This window comes from Mesorhizobium sp. Root102, from assembly GCF_001425625.1.
Classification (GTDB): domain Bacteria; phylum Pseudomonadota; class Alphaproteobacteria; order Rhizobiales; family Rhizobiaceae; genus Mesorhizobium.
In genome coordinates this window covers 495,005-520,963 of record NZ_LMCP01000012.1, presented here as the reverse complement: position 1 = coordinate 520,963, position 25,959 = coordinate 495,005, and the positions used below count along the sequence as shown (strand labels likewise).

Annotated in this window: 29 protein-coding genes, 1 other RNA gene and 3 pseudogenes; 17 read left to right on the top strand and 16 right to left on the bottom strand. The window is 62.9% G+C overall.

The window, feature by feature from the left end:
* Positions 1-219 precede the first annotated feature (219 nt).
* Positions 220-600 carry a hypothetical protein gene (locus tag ASD12_RS13715; RefSeq protein WP_056586451.1) on the bottom strand — a complete coding sequence of 127 codons (381 nt, stop codon included), beginning with the start codon at positions 598-600 and terminating at the stop codon, positions 220-222.
* Between the two features lie 324 nt (positions 601-924).
* On the opposite strand from ASD12_RS13715, the gene ASD12_RS13710 reads away from it, so the two are divergent.
* On the top strand, positions 925-1,476 hold the full coding sequence (locus ASD12_RS13710; RefSeq protein WP_056586448.1) for a DUF2269 family protein: 552 nt from the start codon (positions 925-927) through the stop codon (positions 1,474-1,476).
* Between the two features lie 38 nt (positions 1,477-1,514).
* Here the strand turns inward: ASD12_RS13710 and ASD12_RS13705 are convergent, their stop codons facing one another.
* Together ASD12_RS13705 and ASD12_RS13700 are read right to left on the bottom strand one after the other, a co-directional pair.
* Positions 1,515-2,285, bottom strand: coding sequence for a sulfite exporter TauE/SafE family protein (locus tag ASD12_RS13705; RefSeq protein ID WP_056586445.1), 771 nt, complete (start codon positions 2,283-2,285; stop codon positions 1,515-1,517).
* A 167-nt stretch (positions 2,286-2,452) separates the two neighbouring features.
* A complete protein-coding gene (locus ASD12_RS13700; RefSeq protein WP_056586442.1) occupies positions 2,453-2,932 on the bottom strand; it encodes an Lrp/AsnC family transcriptional regulator in 480 nt (159 codons plus the stop codon).
* Between the two features lie 132 nt (positions 2,933-3,064).
* On the opposite strand from ASD12_RS13700, the gene ASD12_RS13695 reads away from it, so the two are divergent.
* The 9 genes and pseudogenes from ASD12_RS13695 (at position 3,065) to ASD12_RS13655 (ending at position 11,060) form a co-directional block, all read left to right on the top strand.
* Positions 3,065-3,982, top strand: coding sequence for a DMT family transporter (locus tag ASD12_RS13695; RefSeq protein ID WP_056586883.1), 918 nt, complete (start codon positions 3,065-3,067; stop codon positions 3,980-3,982).
* 133 nt (positions 3,983-4,115) lie between these two features.
* On the top strand, positions 4,116-4,763 hold the full coding sequence (locus ASD12_RS13690; protein ID WP_056586439.1) for a thiamine phosphate synthase: 648 nt from the start codon (positions 4,116-4,118) through the stop codon (positions 4,761-4,763).
* Position 4,764: 1 nt separating this feature from the next.
* On the top strand, positions 4,765-5,805 hold the full coding sequence (locus tag ASD12_RS13685; protein WP_082525416.1) for a tetratricopeptide repeat protein: 1,041 nt from the start codon (positions 4,765-4,767) through the stop codon (positions 5,803-5,805).
* 141 nt (positions 5,806-5,946) lie between these two features.
* Positions 5,947-6,513 carry an elongation factor P gene (gene efp / locus ASD12_RS13680; RefSeq protein ID WP_013529127.1) on the top strand — a complete coding sequence of 189 codons (567 nt, stop codon included), beginning with the start codon at positions 5,947-5,949 and terminating at the stop codon, positions 6,511-6,513.
* An 85-nt stretch (positions 6,514-6,598) separates the two neighbouring features.
* Positions 6,599-7,399 carry an inositol monophosphatase family protein gene (locus tag ASD12_RS13675; protein WP_056586436.1) on the top strand — a complete coding sequence of 267 codons (801 nt, stop codon included), beginning with the start codon at positions 6,599-6,601 and terminating at the stop codon, positions 7,397-7,399.
* Positions 7,400-7,521: 122 nt separating this feature from the next.
* A complete protein-coding gene (locus ASD12_RS13670; protein WP_056586434.1) occupies positions 7,522-8,208 on the top strand; it encodes a hemolysin III family protein in 687 nt (228 codons plus the stop codon).
* Between the two features lie 108 nt (positions 8,209-8,316).
* The gene (locus ASD12_RS13665; protein WP_056586431.1) at positions 8,317-9,342 is read left to right on the top strand and encodes a MotA/TolQ/ExbB proton channel family protein; all 1,026 of its coding nucleotides are present in this window, start codon (positions 8,317-8,319) and stop codon (positions 9,340-9,342) included.
* 1 nt (position 9,343) lies between these two features.
* On the top strand, positions 9,344-10,375 hold the full coding sequence (locus tag ASD12_RS13660) for a peptidoglycan -binding protein (protein ID WP_056586428.1): 1,032 nt from the start codon (positions 9,344-9,346) through the stop codon (positions 10,373-10,375).
* Between the two features lie 249 nt (positions 10,376-10,624).
* Positions 10,625-11,060: pseudogene (locus ASD12_RS13655) on the top strand (hypothetical protein).
* 81 nt (positions 11,061-11,141) lie between these two features.
* Here ASD12_RS13655 and ASD12_RS13650 read toward each other — a convergent pair.
* On the bottom strand, positions 11,142-11,495 hold the full coding sequence (locus ASD12_RS13650; RefSeq protein ID WP_056586878.1) for a DUF1304 domain-containing protein: 354 nt from the start codon (positions 11,493-11,495) through the stop codon (positions 11,142-11,144).
* A 143-nt stretch (positions 11,496-11,638) separates the two neighbouring features.
* Between ASD12_RS13650 and ASD12_RS13645 the strand changes: the two genes are divergently transcribed.
* Positions 11,639-13,126, top strand: coding sequence for a carboxypeptidase M32 (locus ASD12_RS13645; protein WP_056586425.1), 1,488 nt, complete (start codon positions 11,639-11,641; stop codon positions 13,124-13,126).
* Positions 13,127-13,157: 31 nt separating this feature from the next.
* On the opposite strand, the gene ASD12_RS13640 is transcribed toward ASD12_RS13645, so the two are convergent.
* Positions 13,158-14,957, bottom strand: coding sequence for an ABC transporter transmembrane domain-containing protein (locus ASD12_RS13640; RefSeq protein ID WP_056586423.1), 1,800 nt, complete (start codon positions 14,955-14,957; stop codon positions 13,158-13,160).
* Positions 14,958-15,163: 206 nt separating this feature from the next.
* On the opposite strand from ASD12_RS13640, the gene rpmE reads away from it, so the two are divergent.
* Complete coding sequence (rpmE, locus tag ASD12_RS13635) at positions 15,164-15,385, top strand: 50S ribosomal protein L31 (protein ID WP_006327661.1); 222 nt, start codon at positions 15,164-15,166, stop codon at positions 15,383-15,385.
* Between the two features lie 85 nt (positions 15,386-15,470).
* Here the strand turns inward: rpmE and ASD12_RS13630 are convergent.
* The 7 genes and pseudogenes from ASD12_RS13630 to ssrS all read right to left on the bottom strand — a co-directional run bounded on the left by ASD12_RS13630 (position 15,471) and on the right by ssrS (position 20,012).
* Positions 15,471-16,083 (bottom strand): annotated as a pseudogene (locus ASD12_RS13630) (TetR/AcrR family transcriptional regulator).
* Positions 16,080-16,406, bottom strand: coding sequence for a SelT/SelW/SelH family protein (locus ASD12_RS13625; protein WP_056586420.1), 327 nt, complete (start codon positions 16,404-16,406; stop codon positions 16,080-16,082). Before ASD12_RS13625 ends, ASD12_RS13630 begins: the two are co-directional and overlap by 4 nt.
* A gap of 61 nt (positions 16,407-16,467) precedes the next feature.
* Complete coding sequence (locus ASD12_RS13620) at positions 16,468-17,217, bottom strand: YebC/PmpR family DNA-binding transcriptional regulator (RefSeq protein WP_056586417.1); 750 nt, start codon at positions 17,215-17,217, stop codon at positions 16,468-16,470.
* Positions 17,218-17,398: 181 nt separating this feature from the next.
* Positions 17,399-18,166, bottom strand: a complete 768-nt coding sequence (locus tag ASD12_RS13615) for a TerC family protein (RefSeq protein WP_056586414.1) — start codon at positions 18,164-18,166, stop codon at positions 17,399-17,401.
* Between the two features lie 68 nt (positions 18,167-18,234).
* Positions 18,235-19,059 carry a YmdB family metallophosphoesterase gene (locus tag ASD12_RS13610; RefSeq protein WP_056586411.1) on the bottom strand — a complete coding sequence of 275 codons (825 nt, stop codon included), beginning with the start codon at positions 19,057-19,059 and terminating at the stop codon, positions 18,235-18,237.
* Positions 19,060-19,129: 70 nt separating this feature from the next.
* Positions 19,130-19,717, bottom strand: coding sequence for a 5-formyltetrahydrofolate cyclo-ligase (locus ASD12_RS13605; RefSeq protein WP_056586876.1), 588 nt, complete (start codon positions 19,715-19,717; stop codon positions 19,130-19,132).
* Between the two features lie 139 nt (positions 19,718-19,856).
* Positions 19,857-20,012: non-coding RNA, 6S RNA (gene ssrS, locus ASD12_RS33115), on the bottom strand.
* Between the two features lie 149 nt (positions 20,013-20,161).
* Here ssrS and ASD12_RS13600 point away from each other — a divergent pair.
* The 5 genes from ASD12_RS13600 (at position 20,162) to msrB (ending at position 24,052) form a co-directional block, all read left to right on the top strand.
* On the top strand, positions 20,162-21,001 hold the full coding sequence (locus tag ASD12_RS13600) for a MoxR family ATPase (RefSeq protein WP_056586408.1): 840 nt from the start codon (positions 20,162-20,164) through the stop codon (positions 20,999-21,001).
* An 88-nt stretch (positions 21,002-21,089) separates the two neighbouring features.
* On the top strand, positions 21,090-21,536 hold the full coding sequence (locus ASD12_RS13595; RefSeq protein WP_056586405.1) for a GNAT family N-acetyltransferase: 447 nt from the start codon (positions 21,090-21,092) through the stop codon (positions 21,534-21,536).
* A gap of 7 nt (positions 21,537-21,543) precedes the next feature.
* Entirely contained in the window at positions 21,544-22,734 is a 1,191-nt protein-coding gene (locus tag ASD12_RS13590) for a VWA domain-containing protein (protein ID WP_056586402.1), read from the top strand.
* Positions 22,735-22,748: 14 nt separating this feature from the next.
* Positions 22,749-23,546, top strand: a complete 798-nt coding sequence (locus ASD12_RS13585) for a hypothetical protein (protein ID WP_056586399.1) — start codon at positions 22,749-22,751, stop codon at positions 23,544-23,546.
* Between the two features lie 101 nt (positions 23,547-23,647).
* Positions 23,648-24,052, top strand: a complete 405-nt coding sequence (gene msrB, locus ASD12_RS13580; protein WP_056586395.1) for a peptide-methionine (R)-S-oxide reductase MsrB — start codon at positions 23,648-23,650, stop codon at positions 24,050-24,052.
* A gap of 81 nt (positions 24,053-24,133) precedes the next feature.
* Here the strand turns inward: msrB and ASD12_RS13575 are convergent, their stop codons facing one another.
* The 4 genes and pseudogenes from ASD12_RS13575 to ASD12_RS13565 form a co-directional block, all read right to left on the bottom strand.
* Positions 24,134-24,445 (bottom strand): hypothetical protein, encoded by a 312-nt coding sequence (locus ASD12_RS13575; protein ID WP_056586392.1) that lies wholly within the window; start codon positions 24,443-24,445, stop codon positions 24,134-24,136.
* A gap of 7 nt (positions 24,446-24,452) precedes the next feature.
* Positions 24,453-24,893 carry a hypothetical protein gene (locus tag ASD12_RS13570; protein ID WP_056586390.1) on the bottom strand — a complete coding sequence of 147 codons (441 nt, stop codon included), beginning with the start codon at positions 24,891-24,893 and terminating at the stop codon, positions 24,453-24,455.
* A gap of 50 nt (positions 24,894-24,943) precedes the next feature.
* A pseudogene (locus ASD12_RS35290) lies at positions 24,944-25,033 on the bottom strand (GapR family DNA-binding domain-containing protein); the annotation flags it as partial.
* Positions 25,034-25,156: 123 nt separating this feature from the next.
* Positions 25,157-25,936 (bottom strand): universal stress protein, encoded by a 780-nt coding sequence (locus ASD12_RS13565; protein ID WP_056586387.1) that lies wholly within the window; start codon positions 25,934-25,936, stop codon positions 25,157-25,159.
* Positions 25,937-25,959 lie beyond the last annotated feature (23 nt).

The following is a 25,959-nucleotide window of genomic DNA, read 5'->3' as shown; positions in this document are numbered from 1 at the left end:
AATGCGGACAAAAAAAGAGCCGCGGATAAGGCGGCTCTCAGGAGTTTAACAGGGAGGCGTCAAACAAAGTGGCTCCAACCACTCGGTAAGAATCCAGATCACTGGATGAACATAGTAAACACCTGTAAAGCTTAATGAAGCCTTAACGGCGCGGATGTTTTTGACCGAACGTCGCCATCCTGTGCCGTAACAGTACAGCCTCACTGCCTCTGGTTTAGCTCAGGCCGTCTTCCAGACCGCCGGCAAAGCGATGAAGGCAAACAGCAGCATGCCCGCATAGAACCCTATCGAGGAAATCCCGAGCAGCGGTTCTATCCCCGGATTGCCGGCGAGCAGAATGTAGAGGCCGATCATGAGCCCGATGCCGCTGATGGCAGTCAGCCAGAAATGAACCTTGGCCAGGACCTTCTGCCCGACGGCCGGAAACAGATGGTAGAAGAACGCGAAGACCGCTGACATCAGCCACCCGGCGACCATCGTGTGGGCGTGGGTTGGCATCTGGCCATGGTCTTCGCTGATCGCCATGTGGATGCCGAGCGCCATGCCGCACAACGCATAGATGATGGCCAGCGTGAAGAAATTCCGTGCTACCCCTTGCATAATGTCCCCTCGAAGTGCCTTTTCCCGGTTGCGGGAATGGGTTGATCGTCAGGCGACTGCTGTCGCCGCCGGGCTCCCGGCGTTAGCGCACTAGCATCGGCTATGTTTCCGGACGATGTCGCGCCAACCCCCTCCCGACGATTCGTATATTAGCAGGAAATCAGATAGCTCAGTATCTCAGCCGCTTCTTCATTGCGCTGAAACAGAGCTGGTTTTCTCGCGACATCGTTCCGAAACACGCGCCGCGCTAAAGGCCCGCTCCTCCGACGGCCGGTGCAAATCCGAGCCGTCGCAAACCTGACCGGAACACTGCAGGAGCAAATCATGGACTGGTACTCGATTGTTAAATTCCTCCACGTCATCTCGGCCATTCTCTGGGTTGGTGGCGGCTTCGTGCTGTTCCTGCTCGGCGTGCTTGCCGAGCGGGCGGGCAACATCGAGGACAAGCTGCAGGCGATGCGCGCCAGCGGCCAACTGGGCGGCAGGTTTTTTGCACCGATGTCGATGCTGACGCTGATTTTCGGCCTCATCATGTGCTGGTTCTGGGTTGGCTTCTCCGATCTGTGGATCCTGATCGGCCTGACCGGCTACGCCACGACCTTTTCGATCGGCATGTTGATCTTCAAGCCGACCGGCGAGCGCATGGGCGCGATGATCGCCAAGGAGGGCGTCACACCGGCCGTTCTTGCCATCGGTGAGCGCATGATGAGCGCGGCACGCTTCGACTATGCGGTGATGCTGGTGATCATCGCTGATATGGTGCTCAAGCCGACCGTGCATGACATCGGCATCCTCGCCGGCATGGTGCTGGTCGTTGTGGTGGGCGCCGCGCTGGCCTTTGGTGGCAGCCGTCGCCTCGTGCCAAGCCCCGCGTGACTCCTGATGGTGAGAGAAAGGCTGCGCGGCGGCCTTTTCTACATCAGGCCAGCGATGCCATCCCAAAGCAGCTTCAGCGCCACGACTGCGACCGTTGCGTAGGTGAAGGGATAGAATGTTTCCGGCCGCATGCGGCGCACCAGCCACGCTCCGGCGATGGTCGACAGAGGCGCCAGCGGCATCAGAACCGCCGATGCCGTCAGATTGGCGGTGTCGAACTGGCCGAGTGCGAAATAGGGCACCAGCTTCAGCGCATTGGTGGCGGCAAAGAAGATCGCGGCGGTGCCCGACAGAACTTTCGGATCGAGCCGGATCGGCAAGGCATAGACCTGGAAGGGCGGGCCGCCGACATGGGCGACGAAGCTGGTGAAGCCGGCAACCGTGCCCCAGACGGCGGCGGCGACGCGGTTGGGCGCGGCAGCGTGGTCGGGGCCGTGGCGGAACTGCAGATAGAGCCAGCGCAGGACGAAAATGATGGCGACGGCGCCTACGATCAGCCGCACGGCCTCTTCGGTCACCAGTGCCGCCGTCAGCCAGCCAAGGCCGATGCCGATGACGGCGCCCGGCATCATGTCGACCAGCATCTTGCGGTCATAGACGCTCCACCATGCCCACACCGAGACGATGTCCATCACGCACAGGATCGGCAACAGGATGGCCGCCGCCTGCACCGGCGGCATGGTCAGCGCCATCAGCGGCACGCCGACAAAGCCGACTGCGCCGCCAAAGCCGCCCTTGGACAGGCCGACTAGAATGACCGCCGGAATGGCAGCCGCGTAGAACCACGGATCGAGAAGCAGGCCTGACATGGGAGGGGACTGGTCCGAAAGGAAAGCGTGTCGACGTTTGAATAGCCCAGAATGTCGGGGGGAGCGACAGCAAATATGAGCGTGGCGGCCGCACATCCGGCCCACCGGCTGCCGGCTTTCCACCCGCTGCGATCAGCCCTCTGAAACCAGGGCGTGGCCGGTCCGGCTCAGGACGCCTGCAAGGCTTGTGCCCTATCACGAGGCGATGCTGCGTCGAGCGGCGGCGGCCGGCGACGGATCGGCTGCGCCTTGATAATGGCGGTGCTTGTCTCGGCCTTGTCGGCGATACGGTCGAGAATCCCGTCGAGATCGCCTATCGAACGCACGAACAGACGGGCGACGAAACAATCATCGCCCGTCACCTTGTCGCATTCGCCGAATTCGGGAATCTCCTCGATCAGCTTCTGGACGATGTGCAGCTTGCCTGGCAGCGGCCGGATGCGCACTATGGCCTGCAAGGTATAGCCGAGCGCCAGCGGATCGATCTCGACGGTGAACGCCCGGATGACGCCGCGCTCCTCGAGCCGTCGAAGCCGCTCCGAAACGCTTGGCGACGACAGCCCGACTTGGGCGGCCAGTTCCTTCAGCGAGGTCCGCGCATCCTTGACCAGGATTTCAAGGAGATTTCGGTCGAGATCGTCCAGCATCTTACATTTCTCGATGATTTGGAACCATGGCCTAATATAATTAGGTAATTTACCCATATCTCCTTTCTCGTCCGATGGAAAGCTTCGCGACCGCATGAGATTATGCTGGCCCAACTGATGCGGAGGTTTGTTGTGAACGAGACAGCGCGTGGCACGGTCGAAATGTCCGCCGCGATGGCGATCCTGGGAACGATCGGATGGTTCGTCGTCCTGTCCGGCCAGCCGATCATGGATGTGGTGTTCTGGCGTTGCGCTTTCGGCGCGCTGACGCTGCTCATCATCTGCACCGCGCTGGGCTTGCTGCGCAACAGGCTGTCGCTGCGCATCATCGGCATCGCCGCGCTCGGCGGCGTCGCCATCGTCGTCAACTGGCTGCTGCTGTTCAGCGCTTTCTCGCGCGCCTCGATTTCGATCGCCACCGCTGTGTACAACACGCAGCCCTTCATGCTGGTCGGCTTCGGTGCGCTCTTCTTCGCCGAACGCCTGACCCTGACCAGGCTGACCTGGCTGGCCATCGCCTTCGCCGGCATGGTGCTGATCGTGCAGTCGGCCCCCGATGCCGGCCCCAATGCCGGCATGGCCGGCACGGATTATTTTACCGGCATCGTCATGGCGCTGGGCGCGGCCTTCTTCTGGGCCGTTGCCGCCATCGTTACCAAGAAGCTCAAGGGCACGCCGCCGCACCTCATCGCGCTGATCCAGGTCTGCGTCGGCGTCGTCATGCTGGCACCTTTCGCCAATCTTTCCCAGCTTCCGGCCGATGCCTGGAGCTGGGCCATGCTGGCGACGCTCGGCATCGTCCATACCGGCCTGATGTACATACTGATGTACGGCGCCATCCAGAAGCTGCCGACGCATCTGCAGGGATCGCTGTCCTTCATCTATCCCGTCGTCGCCATTCTGGTCGATGTCGTGGCCTTCGGCCATCGGCTGCATCTGAGCCAGATCGTCGGCGCCACCGCCATCCTGATCGCCGCCGCCGGCATGAATCTCGGCTGGACGCTGTGGAAGGGCAAACCGCCCGTCGTAAGCCCGCACCCCATCAAGTGAAGCGGCCGCCGGCTGGCCGGCGGGTCAAACATCGCGATCCCGGCTGCCCGCCTGTTCAAGGCGGGCACTTTGCTCTATGCCGCAATCCAACCATCTTCGCCCGGCATAGGCGAAACGCGGGACCCGAAGAACCATGAATGACGCAACGCCCCCCAACCGCTGTCGCATCGTACTGATCGCGCCGCCCGGCGTGCCGGCGGCCCGTATCGCCGCGGCATTCGAAGGCGGCGACGTCGCTTCGCTGATCCTGCCCGAGAACGGCATGGACGAGGCCTCCTTCCAGGCTTTCGCCGAACAGATCGTGCCGGCAGCGCAAGCCGCCGGCGTTGCTGTCATCATCGCCGGCGACACCCGCATAGCCGGCCGCGTCCAGGCCGACGGCATCCATGTCGAAGTCTCCAAGGCCGAACTCGCCGAGACGATCGAGCATTTCCAGGCAAAGATGATGGTCGGCACCGGCGGCGCCAAGACGCGCGACGACGCGCTCGAGCTTGGCGAGACACGGCCCGATTACATCTTCTTTGGCCGCTTCGGTTACGACAACAAGCCCGAACCGCATCCGCGCAATCTGTCGCTCGGCAGATGGTGGGCCGACATGATCCAGATCCCGTGCATTGTCATGGCCGGGTCCGACATCGCCTCGGTGGAAGCAGTGGGCGCCACAGGTGCTGAATTCGTGGCGCTGTCGAGCGCCGTGTTCGCCGACGGCACCGATCCCAAGACAGCGGTCGCCACCGCCAACGCGCTGCTCGACGAGACCGCGCCGCGCTTCGAGGACTGACGTGCCCTCGGCGAGGCTTCCCCTCCAGGCTCTGCTTGCGGTGCTGATGGTCCAGGCGGCGGCCGCGGAGAGCATCCCGCTGCCGCAACCCAAGCCGGAAATCGGCATCCACAGCGACAAGCCTATCGACAAGCCGCTGCCACAGCCCGCCACCACTGCGGAACCGGCGCCGCTGCCGTCGGCCGACACAATAAACCCCGATCGCTTCGGCGCAAAACCCGCGGATGCTGCCTATGGCGCCTTCCAGCGCGGTCTCTACAAGACAGCCTACAATCTCGCGCTGGTCCGGGCGCAAAACGGCGACCCGGCGGCGCAGACGCTGGTGGCCGAGATCCTGTCGCGCGGGCTCGGTGTGCCGCTCAATTCGGCGGAAGCAGCGAAATGGTACGCGCTGGCCGCCGAACAGGGCGTGCCGGAATCGCAGTTCCAGTATGCGCTCATGCTGCTCGATGGCCGCTACGTGAAGAAGGACGAAAAGGGGGCCTATGCACTGATGCAGGCCGCCGCCGAAGCCGGCAACCGGCTGGCGCAGTTCAATTTCGCGCAGATGCTGGTCGAGCAGGACCCCGGCGACGCCGGCATAGCCAAGGCGGTCTCCTACTACGAGCGCGCCGCCGCGACCGGCCTCGCCGACGCGCAATATGCGATGTCGCAGATCTACGCGAACGGCGTCGGCGGCAAGCAACGAGACGATGTGCAGGCAAGGCGCCTGCTGGCGCAGGCGGCACGGCAGAATTACGACACCGCGCAGATCGATCTCGCCGCCTGGATGATCGAAGGCCGTGGCGGTGCGCGCGACCTGAAATCCGCCTTCGGCTGGATGAAGCAGGCGGCGGAGGGCGGTAATGTCGCCGCCCAGAACCGCCTCGCAAAACTCTATATGCAAGGCATTGGCACCGATCCGGACCTTGTCCTGGCCGGTGCCTGGTACATCGTCGCCCGCCGGGCCGGTCTCATCGATCCGCAGATGGACGACTTCCTGCAAGGGCTGAGCGATGACGAAACCAAGCAGGCCCTGCAGAAGGCAAACCGCCTGCCCTGACGGCCTCTCCGGTTCGGCGCCGACTTGGCGCTCCCTTGCCTCTTCTGACGATTTGTGGTCTTGGGAGCCCGAAATCGCTTTCCCAGCGAACATCCCATATCAACGGCCAGGCCGTTGGTATCCATTCCGGATCACCTCATCATGGCCAAAATCAATGGCAACGAAATCCGTCCGGGCTATGTCATCGAGCATGATGGCGGCCTTTGGGTGGCGGTCAGGACCAACACCGTCAAGCCCGGCAAGGGCGGCGCCTACAATCAGGTCGAACTGAAGAACCTCATCAACGGCACCAAGCTCAACGAGCGCTTCCGCTCGGCCGAGACGGTCGAACAGATTCGGCTCGACCTGAAGGACTTTTCCTTCCTCTATGCGCAGGAAGACGCGCTGGTGTTCATGGACACCCAGAGCTACGAGCAACTCGAATTGAACAAGGACTTCGTCGGCGATCGCGCTGCGTTCCTGCAGGACGGCATGATGGTGACGGTCCAGCTCTACGAAGAGAGGCCGATTGGCATTTCGCTGCCCGACTATGTGACGCTGACCATCACCGAGGCGGACCCGGTGGTGAAGGGCCAGACGGCGGCCTCGTCCTACAAGCCGGCGATCCTGGAAAACGGCATCCGTGTGCTGGTGCCACCATTCATCGGCGCCGGCGAGCGCATCATCGTCGACACCAACGAAATCACTTACGTGCGCCGCGCGGACTGATGCATGTCGCCCAAAAGTGGCCTCGGTTTTGGGTCACCGACATGCATCAAGCCAGAGCTTAAGTGCAGCACCAGGAAGATCCACTATGGCACGCTCAGCCCTTCTCAACGTCATGGTCCAGGCCGCAATGAAAGCCGGCCGCTCGCTGTCGCGCGACTTCGGCGAGGTGCAGAACCTTCAGGTCTCGATGAAAGGTCCCGGCGACTATGTCAGCCAGGCCGACCGCAAGGCCGAGGATATCGTCTTTGCCGAGCTGTCCAAGGCACGGCCAGGCTATGCCTTCCTGATGGAAGAGCGCGGCGCAGTGGAAGGCGACGACGGCCAGCATCGCTGGATCGTCGACCCGCTCGACGGCACCACCAATTTCCTGCATGGCATCCCGCTCTTCGCCGTTTCGATCGCGCTGGAGCGGCAGGGGCAGATTGTTGCCGGCGTCATCTACAATCCGGCGATGGACGAGCTTTACACCTGCGAACGTGGCGGCGGCGCCTTCATGAACGATCGCCGCCTGCGCGTCGCCGGCCGCATCAAGCTGGTCGATACGGTGATCGGCTGCGGCATGCCGCATCTCGGCCGCGGCCACCATGGCAATTTCCTCGTCGAGCTGCGCAATGTCATGGCCGAGGTTTCCGGCGTCCGCCGCCTCGGCTCCGCCTCGCTCGATCTCGCCTATGTCGCTGCCGGCCGCATGGACGGCTTCTGGGAAACCGGCCTGTCCGCCTGGGACATCGCCGCCGGGCTTCTGCTGATCCGCGAGGCGGGCGGCTTCGTCTCCGACATGGATGGCGGCCAGGACATGCTCGACAACGGCTCGGTTGTCGCCGGCAACGAGGTCATCCAACGCGCTTTGCTCAAGGTCGTCAAGAAGCCGCTCCCTTCTCGTTGACAGGCAAGCCGCGCTGACATGACGGCGCGCTGAAGCGCCGCAGTCGTAAAACCGCAAACAAGACTTGAAATACTGCTCGGTGAGCGCACAGATTTGTGGTGCGCGGCGCAGGAAACCCGGCAGTGAACGACATCAAGCCCATCCCCGACATCCCGTTCATCGGACGCTGGCACTATTCGCGCGCCGAGATGATCGCCGACGGCATCGTCCACGCGGTCGGCATCGTGCTGGCGATATCGGCCGGTTCCGCACTGCTGGCGCTGGCGGCTTTTCGTGTCGGACCGGGCGAATACATCGCCGCCACCTTCTACGTGGTTTCGCTGCTCACCGTGCTGTCGGTGTCAATGACCTACAACCTATGGCCGGTGTCGTCGCCGGCGAAATGGGTCTTGCGGCGTTTCGACCACGCCGCGATCTATCTCCTGATCGCCGCGACCTACACGCCTTTCCTGGCCCAGCTCGGAGGCTCGCCGCTGGCGCGCTGGATGATCGTCCTCGTCTGGACCGCAGCCGTGCTGGGCATTACCATCAAGGTGTTTTTTCCCGGCCGTTTCGATCGGCTGGCCATCGGCTTCTATCTCGCCATCGGCTGGAGCGGGATCGTCCTGGTCAGGCCACTTGTCCAAACACTGCCGACGACATCGATCGCGCTCATCGTCGCAGGTGGCATCGTCTACTCCTGCGGCGTCATCTTCTTCGCCTGGAAAGGCCTGCGCTTCCACAATGCACTGTGGCACGGTTTCGTTGTCACCGGCGCCGGCCTGCATCTGGCCGCCATGGTTGACTGTCTGGTCATCAATCGCCTCTGACACAGACTATCGACGCGGCAATATTGCCAAGCGCCATTCAATTTGGTCACAATTCCGTTTAGAGTCGCGGTTTACGTGATCGGCGGCGGCATCGGAAACGGGGCACGGATGGCTTTTCTCAGATCCTTCGGCATGGGCAGACGTTCTGATGTCCTGATCTACGACCCCCACAAACTGTCGAGCCCGCAGGTCTTTCTGCTGACCATGGTGATCTTCCTGGTCATCGTCGCCTTCATCGCCGCTATCCTGACCCGCCAGATTTCGACCGCCTTCGGCAGCAATCCCGGTCTCAACGGCCTGATCGTCGGCGTGCTGGTGGTCGGCATCCTGCTGGCCTTCGCCCAGGTCGGGCGGCTGTTTCGCGAAGTGCGCTGGGTCAACTCCTTCCGTGCCGGCTCGGAGACCACCGAACCGGTGCTGCTGGCGCCGATGAAGGCGATGATCGGCCGCTCCTCGGCGACGGCCTTCTCGACCAGTTCGATGCGTACCATGCTCGATTCCATTGCCACCCGCCTCGACGAAAGCCGCGACACCTCGCGTTATCTCGTCGGCCTGCTGGTGTTTCTCGGCCTGCTCGGCACCTTCTGGGGCCTGTTGAACACCATCGGGTCGATCCGCGAGACCATAGAATCGCTCGATCCTGGCACGGGTGACGCCGCCGCGGTGCTCGATTCCCTGAAGCAGGGGCTTTCGGCGCCGCTGGCCGGCATGGGCACGGCCTTCTCGTCCTCGCTGTTCGGCCTGTCCGGCTCGCTGGTGCTCGGCTTCCTCGACCTGCAGGCCGGCCGCGCCCAGACGCGCTTCTACACCGAGCTGGAAAACTGGCTGTCCTCGGTCACCGATCTGTCGTCCGACATCGTCGTCTCCGACCCGGCCAAAACCGAATCCTCCGACGAGATCCGGGTGCTGTCCGAACGGCTGCGCAGCATGCAGGAGAATGGCGGCGGTTCCAATCCGCGCGTCGCCACGGCGATGGCCAATCTCGCCGACGGCATTTCCGGCCTGGTCAAGAACATGCGCTCGGAACAGCAGATCATGCGCGACTGGGTCGAGGCCCAATCCGACGAGCAGAAGGCGATGCGCAACACGCTGGAAAAGATCGCCGACGCGCTGAAGAAGCCCGGGGTCCACTAACATGGCACTTGCCAGGGGCCGGCGCACCGATCGCCGCATCGACTACTGGCCGGGCTTCGTCGACGCGCTGTCGACGCTGCTGCTGGCGATCATGTTCCTGCTCACGGTCTTCGTGCTGGCGCAGTTCCTGCTGGGACGCGAAATCTCCGGCAAGGATACGGCGCTCTCGCGCCTCAACTCGCAGATCAACGAGCTGACCCAGTTGTTGGCGCTGGAGCGCTCTACGGCGCAGGACAAGGATGATTCGCTGGCCAATCTGCAGGCGTCCCTGTCGGCAACGGAAGCGGAGAAGAGCCGGCTCGAACAATTGCTGGCGCAAGGTGCTGGTGCCGGCGACGCCGCCAACCAGCGCGCCGCGGCGCTCGGCGGCGAACTCGACAGCCAGCGCCAGATCAGTCAGCAGGCGCTGAGCCAGGTCGAGATCCTCAACCAGCAGATCGCGGCTCTGCGCAAGCAGATCGGCGCGCTCGAGGATGCGCTCAACGTCTCCGAAACCCGCGACCGCGATTCCAACACCAAGATCGCCGATCTCGGCCGCCGCCTGAACGTCGCACTTGCACAGCGTGTGCAGGAATTGAACCGCTACCGCTCCGACTTCTTCGGCCGCTTGCGCGAGATTCTCGCCGACCGCGAGAACATCCGCATCGTCGGCGACCGCTTCGTCTTCCAGTCGGAAGTGCTGTTCCCTACCGGCTCCGAGGTGATCAACGATGCCGGCAAGGTCGAGATGAAGAAACTCGCCGACGCCATCATCGAGCTGCAGAAGGAAATCCCGCCCGAGATCAACTGGGTGCTGCGCGTCGACGGCCATACCGACAACAAGCCGCTCTCCGGCACCGGCCGCTACCGCGACAACTGGGAGCTGTCTACGGCGCGTTCGACCTCGGTGGTGAAATTCCTGATCGAGAACGGCGTGCCGGCCAACCGCCTGGTCGCCGCCGGTTTCGGCGAGTTCCAGCCGCTCGATCCCGCCGACACCGAAGAGGCGCGCAACAAGAACCGCCGTATTGAACTGAAGCTCACCGAACGTTGATCCATCATCACGCGAACCCACGCGAATTTGTTCGCCGGCTCAACTCTAGGGCGCAGAATGGAGCCGGAAAGGCCAGAAAAGATTATCTTTTTCTAATTACACATTGTCGCAGAGCGGTCCTAGCTTCCCGCCTGGGCCGAGAACCGCCGGCGATGAATCCCCCTCATCGCGACGCGACGGAACCGGACGGCCCACGGCCAGAAGGCAGGCGGAACGACCACCGCCTTCCTCTACAAGAGGAGACGGGTGATGAGCTCTTTCACTCCCAAGACCTCGCTTAGAAGTGCAACACTCACAGCGTTCCTCATCGCCGTTCCGCTTGCTGACGCCTATGCTGCGGCCATCACAACAAGGGCGCTCTCGACGCGACCGACCCGACCGATTTCACGGACCTGCGCGTCGAGGGTCTCATCCAACAGGTCCAGGGCATGCGCGAAGGCATAGTCGCCGCCAAGCAGGCCAACAACATCACGCCGGCCGTGGCCAAGCGGCTGGAAATGCGCACGGCGCACATTAGCCAGGCAGCCGAGAAGATCGCGGCGTCGGATCATGGCAGGATACCGGCCGCGCAATACCATGATCTGCAGCGCCGCCTCGACAATGTCGACCAGCAGCTGAGGCTTAATACCGGCAGTGTTTCCTGATGGGCGACGGTGCCGACGGCGGTAACTACCCGAGCGGCTGAAATCGCAGCGCCTGAGACGGTCCAACAGGAAGGGACCGCCTGACGCCTTCGGGAGTCAAATCCGCAGGCGTCCTTCTTTGCTTACCAGCCAAGCCAGACCGCGATCAGGGCAATCACCGCCGGCACGGTCTGGATGAACAGGATCTTCCGGCCGACCGTGGCCGCGCCATAGAGGCCGGCAACAGCCACGCACGACAGGAAGAACAGCTTGACCTGGAAACCGGCCGTACCGAGGTAAAGCCCCCAGATCAGGCCGGCGGCAAGGAAGCCGTTGTAGAGCCCCTGATTGGCGGCGAGCACCTTCGAAGCGCTGGCGAATTCGGGCGTCAGATTGAAAGCCTTGTGCCCGCGCGGCGTGTCCCACAGCACCATCTCCAGGTAGACGACGTAGACATGGATCAAGGCCACCAGCCCGACCAGGATGTTGCCGATCATGTTGTTCGCCCCTTCATGTGTCGCCGGCAGCATTTCACGCGTGACCTTACCTGCGCAAGATGCATCCGCCGCCTGGTGCCTGAGGGTTGCAAACGCCTTTGCGTTGGTATCTTTTCGCGCCGTCCCCAATCACGGAAGCCGCCATGTCCTTTCAGAAACTCGATGACCTCGGCCACAAACTCGAAGCGCTCGAGCATGCGCTGGCCATCCTCGGCGCCGACGAAGCGACCCACATGGCCGTCGGCGGTGGCGAGAAGCGCGCCGAGGCGATGTCGGCACTGGCCGGCATGTATCACACCAGGGCAACGGCGCCGGAGATAGCGGACTGGATCGCTGTGGCCGAACAGGAAGCGTTGGGTGAAGAGCAGCGCGCCGCCGTCGCCGAACTGCGGCGGCAATACACCAACCTGACCTGCCTGCCGGTCGAATTCGTCGAACGCCAGACGACCGCGCGCATGCGTTGTGAGCAGCTGTGGCGCGACCTGCGTGCCAAGAACGACTGGGCTGGCTTCCAGCCGGCGCTGGAGGGCGTGGTGGCGCTGGTGCGCGAGGAGGCGGGGCTGCGTGCCGACGTGCTCGGCCTTGCCCCCTATGACGCGCTGATGGAGCAATACGATCCCGGCAACCGCACCGCCGACATCACGCCTGTGTTCACCGATCTCAAGGCTTTCCTGAAAAGCTTTGTGCCGGAGGCGCTGGCGATCCAGGACGCGCGGCTGCGCAAGCGCCCGTTGAAACCGCTTTCGGGCACCTATGCGATCGACCGGCAGCGCGAGCTCGGCCTTGCCATGATGGCGGCGGTCGGCTTCGACCTGACGCACGGGTCGCTGTCGGTGTCGCATCATCCTTTCTGCGGCGGCGTGCCGAGCGACGTGCGCATCACCACCCGCTACAAGACGTCTGATTTCCTGTCGGCGCTGATGGGCGTGCTGCACGAGACCGGCCATGCGCTCTACGAACAGAACCTGCCGAAGGCATGGTCGCACTGGCCGCTCGGCAAGGCGCGCGGCATGGCCGTGCATGAAAGCCAGAGCCTGTTCGTCGAAAAGCAGCTCGGCCGCAACCCGGCCTTCTGGCGCTGGGCGCTGCCGGTGGTCGAAAAGCATCTCGGCGAAGCCTGGTCGCTCGACGACATCCTGCCGCATGTGCATCGCGTCGAGCGCGGCCTGATCCGTGTCGATGCCGACGAGGTGACTTATCCCCTGCATGTCATCCTGCGCTACGAACTGGAGCAGGAGCTCGTCGCGGGCAGGCTTGAAGTGGCCGACCTGCCCGAAGCCTGGGACGCCAAGATGCGCGACTATCTCGGCCTTTCCACCATCGACAACCCCGCCGACGGGCCGATGCAGGACGTGCATTGGCCGGGGGCCGCCTTCGGCTATTTCCCGTCCTACACGCTGGGCGCGATGATGGCGGCACAGCAATGGGCGGCGCTGACGCGGGCACATCCTGCCGCCGATGAGGATCTCGCCAAGGGCAATTTCGAGGCGATCAACCATTGGCGGCGCCAAAAGATCTGGTCGCAGGGGTCACGCTGGTCGACGCCGGACCTACTCGAGCGCGCCACCGGCGAAAAGCTCAACGCGGCATATTTCGTCAACCATTTGAAGCAGCGCTATGGAGCCTCATAGCGGCGGTCGGCGCAGCAGCAGATGTTTCTGACTACTCTGCCGCGCCCCTGAAGGCGCTGGCGCCGGTTTCGAACTGCAGCTTGGCCAGCCGCGCATAGATTCCGCCCTTGGCGACCAAGCTCTGATGCGTGCCTTCCTCGACGATCGAGCCGCCATCCATGACCAGGATCCTGTCGGCCTTCAGCACCGTTGCCAGGCGATGGGCGATGACGATGGTGGTGCGGCCCTGCATCAGGCGTTCCAGCGCCATCTGCACCAGCGTCTCGCTTTCGGCGTCGAGCGCCGAGGTGGCCTCGTCGAGCAGCAGGATCGGCGCGTCGCGCAGGATGGCGCGGGCGATCGCCACCCGCTGGCGCTGGCCGCCGGACAGCGTCACGCCGCGCTCGCCGACCTGACTGTCATAGCCGTTTTCGAGCTTGAGGATGAATTCGTCGGCAAGCGCATCTTTCGCCGCCGTCTCGATCTCGGCCTTGCTGGCTCCCGGCCGGCCGAAACCGATATTGTCCCGCGCGCTTGCCGCAAAGATGGTGACGTCCTGCGGCACGATGGCGATGCGCTCGCGGACGGAAACAGGATCGGCCTCGCGCACATCGACGCCGTCGATCAGGATCTTGCCGGTTTCGGGATCGTAGAAACGCAGGATCAGCGAAAAGACCGTGCTCTTGCCGGCCCCTGACGGGCCGACGATCGCCACCGTCTCGCCGGGCATGACCTGAAAGCTCAAGCCATGGACGGCAGCGCGGTCGGGCCTTGCCGGGTATGAGAAGGAGACATTGTCGAAGACGATCGCACCCTTGGCGACCGCAGGCAGCGGCTTCGGATCGGCCGGAGCCAGGATCGCCGGCTTCTCTGCCAGGATCTCGGTCAGCCGTTCGGCAGCGCCCGCCGCCTGCGCAAGCTCGCCCCAGACTTCCGATAGGGCGCCCAGCGCGCCGGCGGCAAACACCGAATAGAGCAGGAACTGACCGAGCGTGCCCGGCGATATCGAGCCTTCGAGCACGTCGCGCGAACCGAACCACAGCACCGCCACGACGGACGAGAAGATGGTGAAAATGGCAAAGAAGGTGAGGAAGGAGCGCGCGAAGATCGAGGAGCGCGCCGCTTCGAAGGCAGCTTCCACCGCGGCCGAGAAATGCCCGGTGACCAGCTTCTCATTGGTGAAGGCCTGCAAGGTGCGCACCGCGCCTATCTGCTCGCTGGCATAGGCGGTGGCATCGGCAAGCGTATCCTGCGCCTGTCGCGACTTGCGCCGCACCGAGCGGCCAAAGGCGACCAGCGGCAGCACGATGACGGGTATGGCGGCAATGACCAGGCCGGACAGTTTCGGGCTGGTGATGACCATCATCCCCACCGCGCCGAGGCCGAGGATGAGGTTGCGCAGCGCCACCGAGGCCGTCGCCCCGACCGCCGACTTGACCTGCGTCGTGTCGGCGGSGAGCCGCGACACGATTTCGCCCGACTGGGCGGTGTCGAAGAAGGACGGCGACAGCGTCGTGACATGGGCAAAGACATCGCGGCGGATGTCGGCGACGACGCGCTCGCCGAGCGTGATGACGAAATAGTAGCGTCCGGCCGATGCCGCCGCCAGCAGGGCGGCCATCGCCACCAACGCGGCGAAATATTCGGCGATGAAGGTTGGGCTGGACGACGAGAAGCCATGATCGATCATGCGTCGCACCGCCAGCGGCAGCGCCAGTGTCGTCGTCGCGGCGATGACCAGCGAGATGATGGCGCCGATGACCAGCCTGCGATACTGCGTGATGTAAGGAAACAGGCGCCTGAGCGGCTTGAGCGAGCGCCTGCGCTCGTCTGCGCTGCTGATTTGCGCCATCCCGATGTTCCTCTAGCCGCCCTTGGGGTCCGCGCCTCAATATGCGCTTGCCGCAGCCTTGTGATTCAATTCCGGCTGATGTATAGGCTCGCCGACCGTTTTAGAAGCCGTGGCTCCTCAATAGCTGCGGCTTCGAGTTTTAAAAAGGGGCGCATCGACGCAGGCTTATGCCCGTCGCCAGCGCCGGCAAGCCAGGAACCGAGCCCATGAAGACCGACATTCATCCCGATTACCACACCATCAAGGTCGTCATGACCGACGGCACCGAATACATGACCCGTTCGACCTGGGGCAAGGAAGGCGATACGATGAACCTCGATATCGACCCGACTACCCACCCGGCCTGGACCGGCGGCCAGCAGACCCTGCTCGACCGTGGCGGCCGCCTGTCGAAGTTCAAGAAGCGTTTCGAAGGTTTCGGCCTCTAAACCAAACAGCGCTCCGCAATCAGAAACCCGCTCACGAGGCGGGTTTTTTGTTGCGATTTTAAGCCTGTGACACGGTTCCACGGCCCTATTCAGCCAGCAATTCCCTGAGCGCCATGCGCTTGTAGGCGGCGACCAGCCTGTCGCCCTCCTGCCGCTCGACGGAAATCGCCAGCCGCATGGCGGCTTCGCCCATTTGCCAGACGAGGAACGCCGTGGTTTCCAGCGCCGCCGGATCGGCTGCCGGCCGCAGCCGTTTCAGCACCGCGGTGAGGAATTCGGCATTGGCCCGGCTGTCGGCGAGTTCCAGCTGGCGCAGTGCCTTGTCGGCCTGCGTGCCTGACCAGATGTCACGCATCACCGGCTCCGCCAGGAACAATCCGTAGTAGATATCGACCAGTCCCGAAAACGCTTGGCCCAGCCCTTCTGCGTCGCTGACGTCAGCCAGTGCTGCGGCGATGCAGGCCTGGCTCTCGGCGGTGTAGCGCTCGGCCAGGGCCCAGATGATCGCCCGCTTGTCCGGAAAGAACTGGTAGAGCGAACCGATCGACACCCCTGCCCGTTCCGCCACCTCACCCCATGCGCATGGCATCGCTGCCTTGCTCGGCAATCAGCGCCGAGGCCGCGGCCAGCATGCGTTCGACCCGCTCGCGGCTGCGCTGCCGGCTGGGCGCCCACGATACACAAAAGACCCCGCTCAGGCGGGGTCCTTCTGCGTCTGGTCTTTTGACGTGTGACCCTTGCGGCCGGCATGGCCGAGATCGCGATCCGGGTCGATGACATCACGGACCAGCTGCTTGAGCTTGGCCGCGTCCGGAAAGCCGCCATCGCGCTTGCGGTCCCAGATCAGCGTTTCATTGCAGGAAATAGTGAAGATGCCGCCAGTGCCGGGCACCAGCGTCACCTCGCCGAGATCGGTGCCGAAAGTCGACAGCAGCTCCTGCGCCATCCAGCCTGCACGCAGCAGCCACTGGCACTGCGTGCAATAAGTGATGCGGATGGCGGGAAGCGCTTTTTCGCTCATGTCAGACCAAGCTCCGCTTATGTCTCTAGCTGAGCTCCGCTCATGCCAGGCTGAGCTTCGCTCATGCCGCGCTGAGCTTGGCCATGGTCTCGTCGTCGACTTCGAAGTTGGCGTAGACGCTCTGCACGTCATCGTCATCCTCGAGCGTGGCAACCAGCTTCATCAGCGACTGTGCTCGCTCCTCGTCAACCGGAACATTGTTTTGCGGCCGCCAGATCGGTTTCACCGATTCAGCCTCGCCGAGCGCGCCTTCCAGCGCCTTCGACACTTCGCCGAGATTTTCGAAGGCACAGTAGATTGTATGGCCTTCCTCATCCGACTCCACATCATCGGCGCCGGCTTCGATCGCCGCATCCATGATCTTGTCGGCGCTGCCGGCCGATGCCGGATAGTAGATCTCGCCGGCGCGGTCCCACATGAACGACACCGAGCCGGTTTCGCCCATCGCCCCGCCGGCTTTGGTGAAGGCGGCGCGCACGTTCGAGGCCGAACGGTTGCGGTTGTCGGTCAGCGCTTCGACGATGACGGCGACGCCGCCTGGACCATAGCCCTCGTAGCGCACGGCTTCGTAGTTCTCGGCATCGCCCATCGAGGCCTTGTTGATAGCGCGCTGGATGTTGTCCTTCGGCATCGACACCGCCTTGGCGTTCTGCACGGCCAGGCGCAGGCGTGGGTTCATCGATGGATCGGGCGTCCCGCTCTTGGCGGCGACGGTGATTTCGCGCGCCAGCTTGGAAAACATTTTCGACCGCACCGCATCCTGGCGGCCCTTGCGGTGCATGATGTTCTTGAACTGTGAATGGCCAGCCATGGCACCCCTGTCGTCTTCTCGGCTAGAGCATCCCGAAGCGAAGTGATCTCACCTCGTCTTCTGCAATGCCCGAATTCAAAATTTCAGAGCGTCCCAGGTGCAACTCGTGGAAGCACGGCGTTCTCTGTCGGAATGGCCGGCTTATAGATAAATCGGCTCAATTCGTCCAGCCGTCGCGACCTCAGTGCCCACCGCCCGACTTCGCTTTCCTTCGCCGCCGCGCCAGCATGTTGAGCCCTTCGACCAGCGCCGAAAAACCCATCGCCGCGTAAATATAGCCCTTGGGCACATGGTAGCCCATGCCGTCGGCGATCAGCGTCATGCCGATCATCAGCAGGAAGCCCAGCGCCAACATGACGATGCTCGGGTTCTTGGCGATGAAATTGGCAAGCGGCCCGGCCGCCAGCATCATCACGCTCACCGCGACGATCACGGCGATGTACATGATGGCGATCTCGTCGGTCATGCCGACGGCGGTGATGATCGAATCGATCGAGAAGACCAGGTCGAGCAGCAGGATCTGGAAGATCGCGCCGGCAAGGCTGATCTGCAGCGTCTCGCCCAACATCGAGTCCTTGTGATCGTCGGGATCGACCGTGTGATGGATCTCCTTGGTCGCCTTCCAGACCAGGAACAGGCCGCCGGCGATCAGGATCAGGTCGCGCCAGGAAAAGCCATGGCCGAAGGCCGTGAACACCGGCGCCGTCAACTGGACGATGATCGAAATGGTGGCCAGCAGCACCAGCCGCATGATCAGCGCCGCCGAGATGCCGAGGCGGCGGGCGCGGGCCCTTTGCGCTTCCGGCAGCTTGTTGGTCAGGATCGAGATGAAGATCAGGTTGTCGATGCCAAGCACGATCTCCAGCACCACCAGCGTCAGCAACGCGACCCATGCCGTTGGGTCGGACACGAATTGGAAATGCGGCGCCAGGAATTCGATGAGCTGCATGGAGGTCGTCCCCTACGATCTAGAGCAGTGTCGCCGGCAATTAGGTACTGCGCGCGCCTATATCAATGTCACGACCAGAAGGATGGCGCGGTTTCCTCCAGCCGCGGGCCGCGACGAAACGGCGCGATCCGCTCGGCCAGCCCCGTGCGGTCGGAAATGTCGACGCCGACCCCGCACAATGTCGCCGGTCCGGTGGCTGCCTCGAAACGCCCTTTCGGCACTTTCGACAGGAACCGGTTGAGCGGTTCCTCCTTGTCCATGCCGAGCGAGGAATCATAGTCGCCGCACATGCCTGCGTCGGAAATATAACCGGTGCCGCCATTGAGGATCTGGTGATCGCCGGTCGGCTGGTGGGTGTGGGTGCCGACGACGAGACTGGCGCGGCCGTCGACGAAATGCGCAAAGCACATCTTTTCCGAGGTCGCCTCGGCGTGGAAGTCGATAATCACGGCATCCGCCTGCTCGCCTAGCGGGCAGGCGGCAAGCTCGCGTTCGCCGGCCTGGAACGGATCGTCGAGCTCGGGATGCATGAACACCCGGCCCATGATGTTGGCGACCAGCACGCGCGCGCCGCTCCTGGCGATGTAGACCCCGGAGCCGCGCCCGGGCGTGCCCTTGGGAAAGTTGGAGGGGCGCAGAAAGCGCTCTTCGCGCGGCGCGAAGGCGAGAGCGTCGCGCTGGTCCCAGACATGGTTTCCGGTGGTGACGACATCAGCACCGGCCGCGATGGTTTCGCGAAATATCTCTTCGGTGATGCCGAATCCGCCGGCGGCGTTCTCGCCGTTGACGATGACGAAATCGAGTTTGAAGTCGGAGATCAGGCCAGGCAGCTGTTCCCACACCGCCGTGCGTCCCGTCTTTCCAACCATGTCACCGAGGAAGAGAAGTCTCATATGATCCCGCACCGAAGGTCAGCGAAAGCTGCGTGACGCCAGTGAAAGATCATGCGTCCCTTGTACTTATCTACAATTTTGGCGCGAAGCGACGCAACCCGCTCTCGGTCAGTATTTCCGGAATGATGACGTCGTGGTTCTCATCCGGTACCAGCGCCACTTCCTGGCAGTCGAAGGCAATGCCGATCAGCCGCGGCGGCTTTCCCTTGTCGATCAGCCTGGCGATGGCCCGGTCGTAGTAGCCGGCGCCATAGCCGATGCGATGGCCGCGCGCATCGAAAGCGGCAAGCGGCACCAGCATCACCGCGGGATCGAGCACCTCGGCTTCTTCGTGCGGACCGACCGTGCCGAAGCCCATTTCGACCATCGGCGCGCCGCGCACCAGTTCGCGAAAAACGATGGTGGTCTTGTCGAGAATGGCCGGCAGGCAAAGCCGTGCGCCCTTTTCGCGCAAGGCGAACATCAGCGGCCGAACGTCGACTTCGGAACGCATCGGCCAGAAACCGGAAACGATCTGGCCCGGCTCGACGACGAGGTGATCGCGCGCCGTCTCGGCCATTTCAAGTGCGACCTCCACCCGCCAGAATTCATCGAGCGCATCGCGGCGCCCGAGGGCCTCGCGTCGAAGCTGCTTTTTCAGATCTTTCGAGGATGTCATGCGCCGACGATAGAAAAGGTCAGATTTGGATGGAGTTTTAGGAGCGACGTTTTGGAGGAGCGGAGCGAACTTTTCGTTCGTGAGCACCGCACAAAGCGGCGCGACGACGAAATCCGCCAAATATGGCTTTTTCGATAAGTGACGATCCACACAACCGGTGGAGAGAGCGATCCCGGGAACCTACAAAGTAGGTGGGCGCCGTGTGAGAAAACCCACGGGTCTTCCCAGGGACAGCTCCCTAAGGATCGTTAAGGCCCCGGGGAAAATGTTCTCCTGCCGGGAAGCACAGACCGTCCCAGCCAATATAGGCTCCCGGTCGACCAAGCGCCAGTGAGACGGGCATTCTTTCCGTATCGGGTTCAGGCCCTCGCCGCCGCCAACACCTCACCCTTGCACAGGCTGAGCCGCGTCCTTACGGTCGCGATGACCAACCAAGGAGCAAAAATGCGTTTCGAAGGCACGGCAGCCTATGTCGCCGACAAGGATCTGATGGTGGCCGTCAACGCCGCGATCGCACTGGAGCGGCCCTTGCTGGTCAAGGGCGAGCCCGGCACCGGCAAGACGGAACTCGCGCGCCAGGTGGCGGCCGCCCTTGGCCTCTACCTCATCGAATGGCACGTCAAGTCGACCACCAGGGCGCAGCAGGGCCTTTACGAATATGACGCCGTCTCGCGCCTGCGCGACAGCCAGCTTGGCGATATCAGGTTCAACGACATCAAGAACTACATCAAGCGCGGCAAATTGTGGGAGGCGTTCGCGGCGGGCAGGAAGGTCGTGCTTCTGATCGACGAGATCGACAAGGCCGACATCGAATTCCCCAACGACCTCCTGCAGGAACTCGATCGGATGGAGTTCTTCGTCTACGAGACCGGCGAGACGATCCGTGCTGCCGTCAGGCCGATCGTCATCATCACCTCCAACAACGAAAAGGAACTGCCGGACGCCTTCCTGCGGCGCTGCTTCTTCCACTACATCCGCTTTCCCGACGTCGAGACGCTGCACAAGATCGTCGACGTCCACTATCCCGGCATCAAGCAGAACCTGGTGCGCGCGGCCCTCACCCAGTTCTACGAGATCCGCGATGTGCCGGGGCTGAAGAAGAAGCCGTCGACCTCCGAGGCGCTCGACTGGATAAGGCTGCTGGTCGCCGACGACATCGCGCCGGAGGATTTGCGTGCCGATCCGAAGAACGCGCTGCCCAAGCTGCATGGGGCGCTCTTGAAGAACGAACAGGACGTGCACCTGTTCGAGCGGCTGGCCTTCATGGCCAGGCGGCAGCAATAGGGTAGCAGCAGCGCTTTCCCTTCTGTGGACCGTTGCTGCCGGCCAAACAGGCAGGCAGCTTCGGCCAACGCCCTTCGGAGGAAATGAAATGACCGAGATTGTTGTCCGCCCGCTCGCGCAGTCCGACCACGCCGACTGGCGGCGCCTGTGGACCGACTACCTCACCTTCTATGAGACGAAACTGCCGGAAGAGGTCTACGCCGTCACCTGGAAGCGGCTGTTCACGGCGGGCGAGTTCGAACCCAAGGGTTTCATTGCGACCCTCGACGGCAAGGCCGTCGGCCTCACCCACTATCTCTACCATCGCTCCGGCTGGTCGGAGCACAACAACTGCTATCTTCAGGACCTGTTCGCCGACCCGGATGTGCGCGGCAAGGGTGTCGGTGCAGCACTGATCAAGGCGGTGAAGCAGGCGGCAGAAAAGGTCGGCGTCAAGAACGTCTACTGGATGACGCACGAAACCAACGCCACAGCACGCAAGCTCTATGATCATGTGGCGCGACGGACTGGCTTCATCGAGTATGATCTGCTGTAGATAGACCATGTTCATCCCCTTCTTCCTCGAACTGAAGGCAGCACGTGTTCCCGTCTCGCTGCGGGAATATCTGTCGCTGCTGGAAGGGCTGGAAGCCGGGCTGGTCGATTATGACGTCGAAGGTTTTTATTACCTCGCCCGTGCGGCGCTGGTGAAGGACGAGCGCCATATCGACCGCTTCGACCAGGTGTTTGCGCATGTCTTCAAGGGCATCGAAGCGCTGGGCGGGCCGGATGCCGTCGATGTCGCCAACATCCCCGAGGAATGGTTGCGCCGCCTCGCCGAAAAGCACCTGACCGACGAGGAGAAAAAGCTGGTCGAGGCGCTCGGCGGTTTCGAGAAACTGATGGAGACCCTGAAGCAGCGACTCGAGGAGCAAAAAGGCCGTCACCAGGGCGGCTCGAAATGGATCGGTACCGGCGGCACCTCGCCCTTCGGCGCCTATGGCTACAATCCCGAAGGGGTGCGCATCGGCCAGCATGAAAGCCGCAACCGCCGCGCGGTCAAAGTCTGGGACAAGCGGGAATTCAAAAATTTCGACGATGCGGTCGAGCTCGGCACCCGCAACATCAAGATCGCACTGAAGCGCCTGCGCCGCTGGGTGCGCGAGGGCGCCGAGGAGGAGTTCGACCTGCCCGGCACCATCCACGCCACCGCCGAGCACGGCTATCTCGACGTGCAGACCCGGCCGGAACGGCGCAACGCCGTGAAGCTCCTGATGTTCTTCGATGTCGGCGGCTCGATGGATGACCACGTCAAGAGCGTCGAGGAGCTGTTTTCGGCCGCCCGCGCCGAGTTCCGCCAGCTCGAATATTTCTATTTCCACAATTGCCTCTATGAGGGCGTGTGGAAGGACAATCGCCGCAGGCATGCCGAGGTGATTCCGACCTTCGACCTGCTCCGCAAATACGGGCCGGACTACAAGGTGATCGTCGTCGGCGACGCCTCGATGAGCCCCTACGAGATCGCCCATCCCGGCGGTTCGGTCGAGCACTGGAATCCGGAGGCCGGAGCCGTCTGGCTCGGTCGCCTGCTGCGGCAATGGCCGAACGCGGTATGGCTGAACCCAGAAAACCCTAAGAATTGGGGCTTTACCCATTCGATCGTGATGATCCGCGACATCTTTGGCGGCCGCATGTTCCCGCTGACCTTGACTGGGCTGGAAGGCGCGACGAAGCAGCTTTCAAGGAAGCATTGAATGGATCGTCAGGAATGACCTGCTTTCTCTGCCTGCAATGCGGCGTCCAATTCGCGGCGACCGAGACGCCGCCGGAGCACTGCCCGATCTGCGAGGACGAGCGGCAATATGTGCGCTGGGATGGGCAGGCTTGGATCAGGCCGCAGGAACTTGCTGAAGGGCATCGGCTTGTGATGAAGGACGATGCCGGCGTGCTCGCCTTCGGCATCGAGCCGCGCTTCGCCATCGGCCAGCGGGCGCTGCTGGCGCAGACGCCGCACGGTAATGTGCTGTGGGACTGCATCTCGATGGTGGCCGACGAGGCGGTGGCCGAGATCAACCGCCGCGGCGGCCTGACAGCGATCGCCATCTCGCACTGTCATTATTATTCGGTGCTGGCCTGTTGGAGCAAGGCGTTTGGCGGTGTGCCTATCTATCTCCACGCCGACGACCGCCGGTGGATCATGCGGCCTCACAAGGCGATCGTCAGTTGGGAGGGCGGGACGCTGGCCAGAAACTCTTCGCTAAAGCTCATCCGCTGCGGCGGCCACTTCGCCGGCGGCCAGGTTCTGCATTGGAAACGCGATGGCGGCAACGCCTTGCTATCCGGCGACATATTGCAGGTGACGCCGACCCGCCGCCATGTCAGCTTCATGTACAGCTACCCGAACCAGATTCCGCTCAACGCGACAGCGGTGTGCCGCATCGCGGCGGCACTGGAGTCGTTCCAGTTCAACCATGTCTACGGCGCATGGTGGAGCCAGAATGTCATTGGGGATGCAAAAGCGGCATTAGGCACATCGGTCGCCCGTTATCTCGCAGCTATCGGATAAGGTCACGATCGAAAATGCGGGCAAATGCCGTAACAAATGCCTATCTTGGTGCGAATATGAGGTTGCAATCAACAACGAGCCGGCAAGGCTGAGGAGATCAGATGGACACCCACACCTACCCCGTAACCCGTACCGACGCCGAATGGCGCGCCCGGCTGACGCCGGAGCAATATGCCGTCATGCGCGGCCACGGCACCGAGCGGCCGGGAAGCTGCGCCTTGCTCTACGAGAAGCGCACCGGCACTTTTTCCTGCGTCGGCTGCGACCAGCCCTTGTTTGAATCCAAGCTGAAGTTCGAGAGCGGCACCGGCTGGCCGAGCTTCAACGACCCGGTGCCGGGCTCGGTCGAAAACACCGTCGATCGCAGCTACGGCATGGTCCGTACCGAATGCCACTGCGCCCGCTGCGGCAGCCATCTCGGCCATGTCTTCGAGGACGGCCCGCCGCCGACCGGCCTACGCTATTGCATCAACGGCGTGGCGCTGAAATTCGAGCCGGCGGCTTGAGCCATCCGGGTTCGGCAATACGAGAGGGCGGCTTCGGCCGCCCTTTTTTGTTGGAATATCCGTCGCGCCTCGGGCAGACGATCAGACCAGGATCATCGCCACCAGCCACAGCGTGGCGCCCAGCGTCATTATCCAGGCCTTGGCACCGGTAATCTTTTCGGTGGTTCGCCACACGGCCATGGTCAGGAACAGGCTGTAGGGCACCGACGCGAAATGCACCGCCAGCACAAGGCCGAGCGGCAACTTCAACCCGAGCAGGCCGAGCGCCAGCGCTGATGCGGCGAGGCTGATCGCCGTGCCTACAAGGACAAGATCGCGCCAGAACAGCCGGTCGAGCGGCACCAGCCCTTGCCAGCGTGAGCGAAAGAAAGATCCGACGCCTTTTGGCAACACCTGATATCTACCCCTGTCCCAGGACTTCTGTCACCGCGTGCTCGATACGCGAGCATTCGGTCACCAGCCAGTCGGCCATGGCGGGCCAATTGTCCTCGGCATAACAATTCACCCGCCACATCGAATTGATGCCGAGGCCCTCGCAACTCTGTTCCGGCTTGAGCTTCAGCCTGGCTTCGATCGCCGGCTGGAACGGCTTCAACCGCGACCAGGCTTGCGTGGCGCCGAACTTCTCGTTGCGGCCGAAGAAGACGCCGACATGGTTCTGCGCCGGCGCGACATACATGGAAAGGACCAAGGCGAAGTCGGGCAGCCCGCGCTGCCAGAACCAGGGGCCGCGCCTCGCCATCAGAGCCCTTTCTTCCGGATGCCGCTCGGCGAACAGCGTCCAGAAGCCGCGCTGGCGGAATTCAGAGGCGCGGCGGGCGCCGAAATCGAATTCGCTCATGGCTCAAACCGTATCTCCGGCACCCGCTTCGGTGCCGGGGCCGGCTAGTCTTACACCATGCCGAGTGCGGCCTTGTACAGATCGAGGATGGTTTCCTCTTCCTGGCGCTCGGCCTGGTCCTTCTTGCGCAGCATCAGCAATCGGTAAAATGATATTACAACCCCCCGCCCCCGGAGGACCTCATCGGAGCAGCCATCATTCGCCATAAATCGTAGCAACCCGCGCAGGGCATCGCTCGGCTATTTGCGCAGCCAATTGCACATTCAGTGCGAGACGAACACCGGCAGCGAGAATTGCTCGAGCAGGGATTTGGTCATTCCGCCGAACAAGGCCTCACGAATTCGCGAATGGCTATATGCGCCGGCCACGATCAGGTCGGCGTCCTCCGCAGCGCGCGAAGCGAACAGCGCCTCGATTGCCGACAGGTCGCCGCTGTCCGTCCACCGGTCGGTCTCGGCTTTGACGCCATGGGCAAGCAGATGATCGCGCAGCAATTCGATATCCGTATCCTTTATATCGGCCGGCGGAGCGAACGCGAACACCGTCACTTTCCGCGCTCGGGTCAAAAGGGGCATCGCATCATGCACCGCACGGGAGGCTTGCCCGCTCGGTGACCAGGCAATCACGACTTCTTCCCCGACGGGTCTCGGCCGCCAGTCGCGTGGCAGCAGGATCATCGGCACACCTGCCGACGTCAACAAATCCCCGGGCACCTCAGGCAGGATCATGTCGGCGACCTCACGGTGGGGCTGGGTGGCAATCACCAGGTCTGCATAGGGTGTATAGTAGTTCTTCCATTCCTGGGAGGTACGATCCGCGACCTTGAAGCGAACGTCGACACCAAATCGGTTCGCACTGGCGTGAAATGTCTCTTCAAGCGATTTCGCGCGTTCAGACCACTCGCCGGCGAAAGCTGCAGCGGAGTCGACGTCGACGCCAGTCAATCTTGCGCCGTGTGCTTTTGCCAGCGAGAGAGCAAAGTCCACCCGCGCCACGTTTCCGACGGAACCGTCGAGGAACACCAGGATATCTTTGTAGCCCATGTGACACCTTCTCCCGTTTGCCG

What these genes read in the sequence shown, in the direction of transcription:
- ASD12_RS13675 (WP_056586436.1), top strand. Translation starts at nt 6,599, where the DNA reads ATGGCACGCTCAGCCCTTCTCAACGTCATGGTCCAGGCCGCAATGAAA.
- ASD12_RS13565 (WP_056586387.1), bottom strand. Translation starts at nt 25,936, where the DNA reads ATGGGCTACAAAGATATCCTGGTGTTCCTCGACGGTTCCGTCGGAAAC.
- rpmE (WP_006327661.1), top strand. Translation starts at nt 15,164, where the DNA reads ATGAAGACCGACATTCATCCCGATTACCACACCATCAAGGTCGTCATG.
- ASD12_RS13625 (WP_056586420.1), bottom strand. Translation starts at nt 16,406, where the DNA reads ATGAGCGAAAAAGCGCTTCCCGCCATCCGCATCACTTATTGCACGCAG.
- ASD12_RS13605 (WP_056586876.1), bottom strand. Translation starts at nt 19,717, where the DNA reads ATGACATCCTCGAAAGATCTGAAAAAGCAGCTTCGACGCGAGGCCCTC.
- ASD12_RS13590 (WP_056586402.1), top strand. Translation starts at nt 21,544, where the DNA reads ATGTTCATCCCCTTCTTCCTCGAACTGAAGGCAGCACGTGTTCCCGTC.
- ASD12_RS13595 (WP_056586405.1), top strand. Translation starts at nt 21,090, where the DNA reads ATGACCGAGATTGTTGTCCGCCCGCTCGCGCAGTCCGACCACGCCGAC.
- msrB (WP_056586395.1), top strand. Translation starts at nt 23,648, where the DNA reads ATGGACACCCACACCTACCCCGTAACCCGTACCGACGCCGAATGGCGC.
- ASD12_RS13665 (WP_056586431.1), top strand. Translation starts at nt 8,317, where the DNA reads ATGGCTTTTCTCAGATCCTTCGGCATGGGCAGACGTTCTGATGTCCTG.
- ASD12_RS13710 (WP_056586448.1), top strand. Translation starts at nt 925, where the DNA reads ATGGACTGGTACTCGATTGTTAAATTCCTCCACGTCATCTCGGCCATT.
- ASD12_RS13585 (WP_056586399.1), top strand. Translation starts at nt 22,749, where the DNA reads ATGACCTGCTTTCTCTGCCTGCAATGCGGCGTCCAATTCGCGGCGACC.
- ASD12_RS13650 (WP_056586878.1), bottom strand. Translation starts at nt 11,495, where the DNA reads ATGATCGGCAACATCCTGGTCGGGCTGGTGGCCTTGATCCATGTCTAC.
- ASD12_RS13705 (WP_056586445.1), bottom strand. Translation starts at nt 2,285, where the DNA reads ATGTCAGGCCTGCTTCTCGATCCGTGGTTCTACGCGGCTGCCATTCCG.
- ASD12_RS13690 (WP_056586439.1), top strand. Translation starts at nt 4,116, where the DNA reads ATGAATGACGCAACGCCCCCCAACCGCTGTCGCATCGTACTGATCGCG.
- ASD12_RS13570 (WP_056586390.1), bottom strand. Translation starts at nt 24,893, where the DNA reads ATGAGCGAATTCGATTTCGGCGCCCGCCGCGCCTCTGAATTCCGCCAG.
- ASD12_RS13660 (WP_056586428.1), top strand. Translation starts at nt 9,344, where the DNA reads ATGGCACTTGCCAGGGGCCGGCGCACCGATCGCCGCATCGACTACTGG.
- ASD12_RS13620 (WP_056586417.1), bottom strand. Translation starts at nt 17,217, where the DNA reads ATGGCTGGCCATTCACAGTTCAAGAACATCATGCACCGCAAGGGCCGC.
- ASD12_RS13615 (WP_056586414.1), bottom strand. Translation starts at nt 18,166, where the DNA reads ATGCAGCTCATCGAATTCCTGGCGCCGCATTTCCAATTCGTGTCCGAC.
- ASD12_RS13645 (WP_056586425.1), top strand. Translation starts at nt 11,639, where the DNA reads ATGTCCTTTCAGAAACTCGATGACCTCGGCCACAAACTCGAAGCGCTC.
- ASD12_RS13600 (WP_056586408.1), top strand. Translation starts at nt 20,162, where the DNA reads ATGCGTTTCGAAGGCACGGCAGCCTATGTCGCCGACAAGGATCTGATG.
- ASD12_RS13700 (WP_056586442.1), bottom strand. Translation starts at nt 2,932, where the DNA reads ATGCTGGACGATCTCGACCGAAATCTCCTTGAAATCCTGGTCAAGGAT.
- ASD12_RS13715 (WP_056586451.1), bottom strand. Translation starts at nt 600, where the DNA reads ATGCAAGGGGTAGCACGGAATTTCTTCACGCTGGCCATCATCTATGCG.
- ASD12_RS13610 (WP_056586411.1), bottom strand. Translation starts at nt 19,059, where the DNA reads ATGAGACTTCTCTTCCTCGGTGACATGGTTGGAAAGACGGGACGCACG.
- efp (WP_013529127.1), top strand. Translation starts at nt 5,947, where the DNA reads ATGGCCAAAATCAATGGCAACGAAATCCGTCCGGGCTATGTCATCGAG.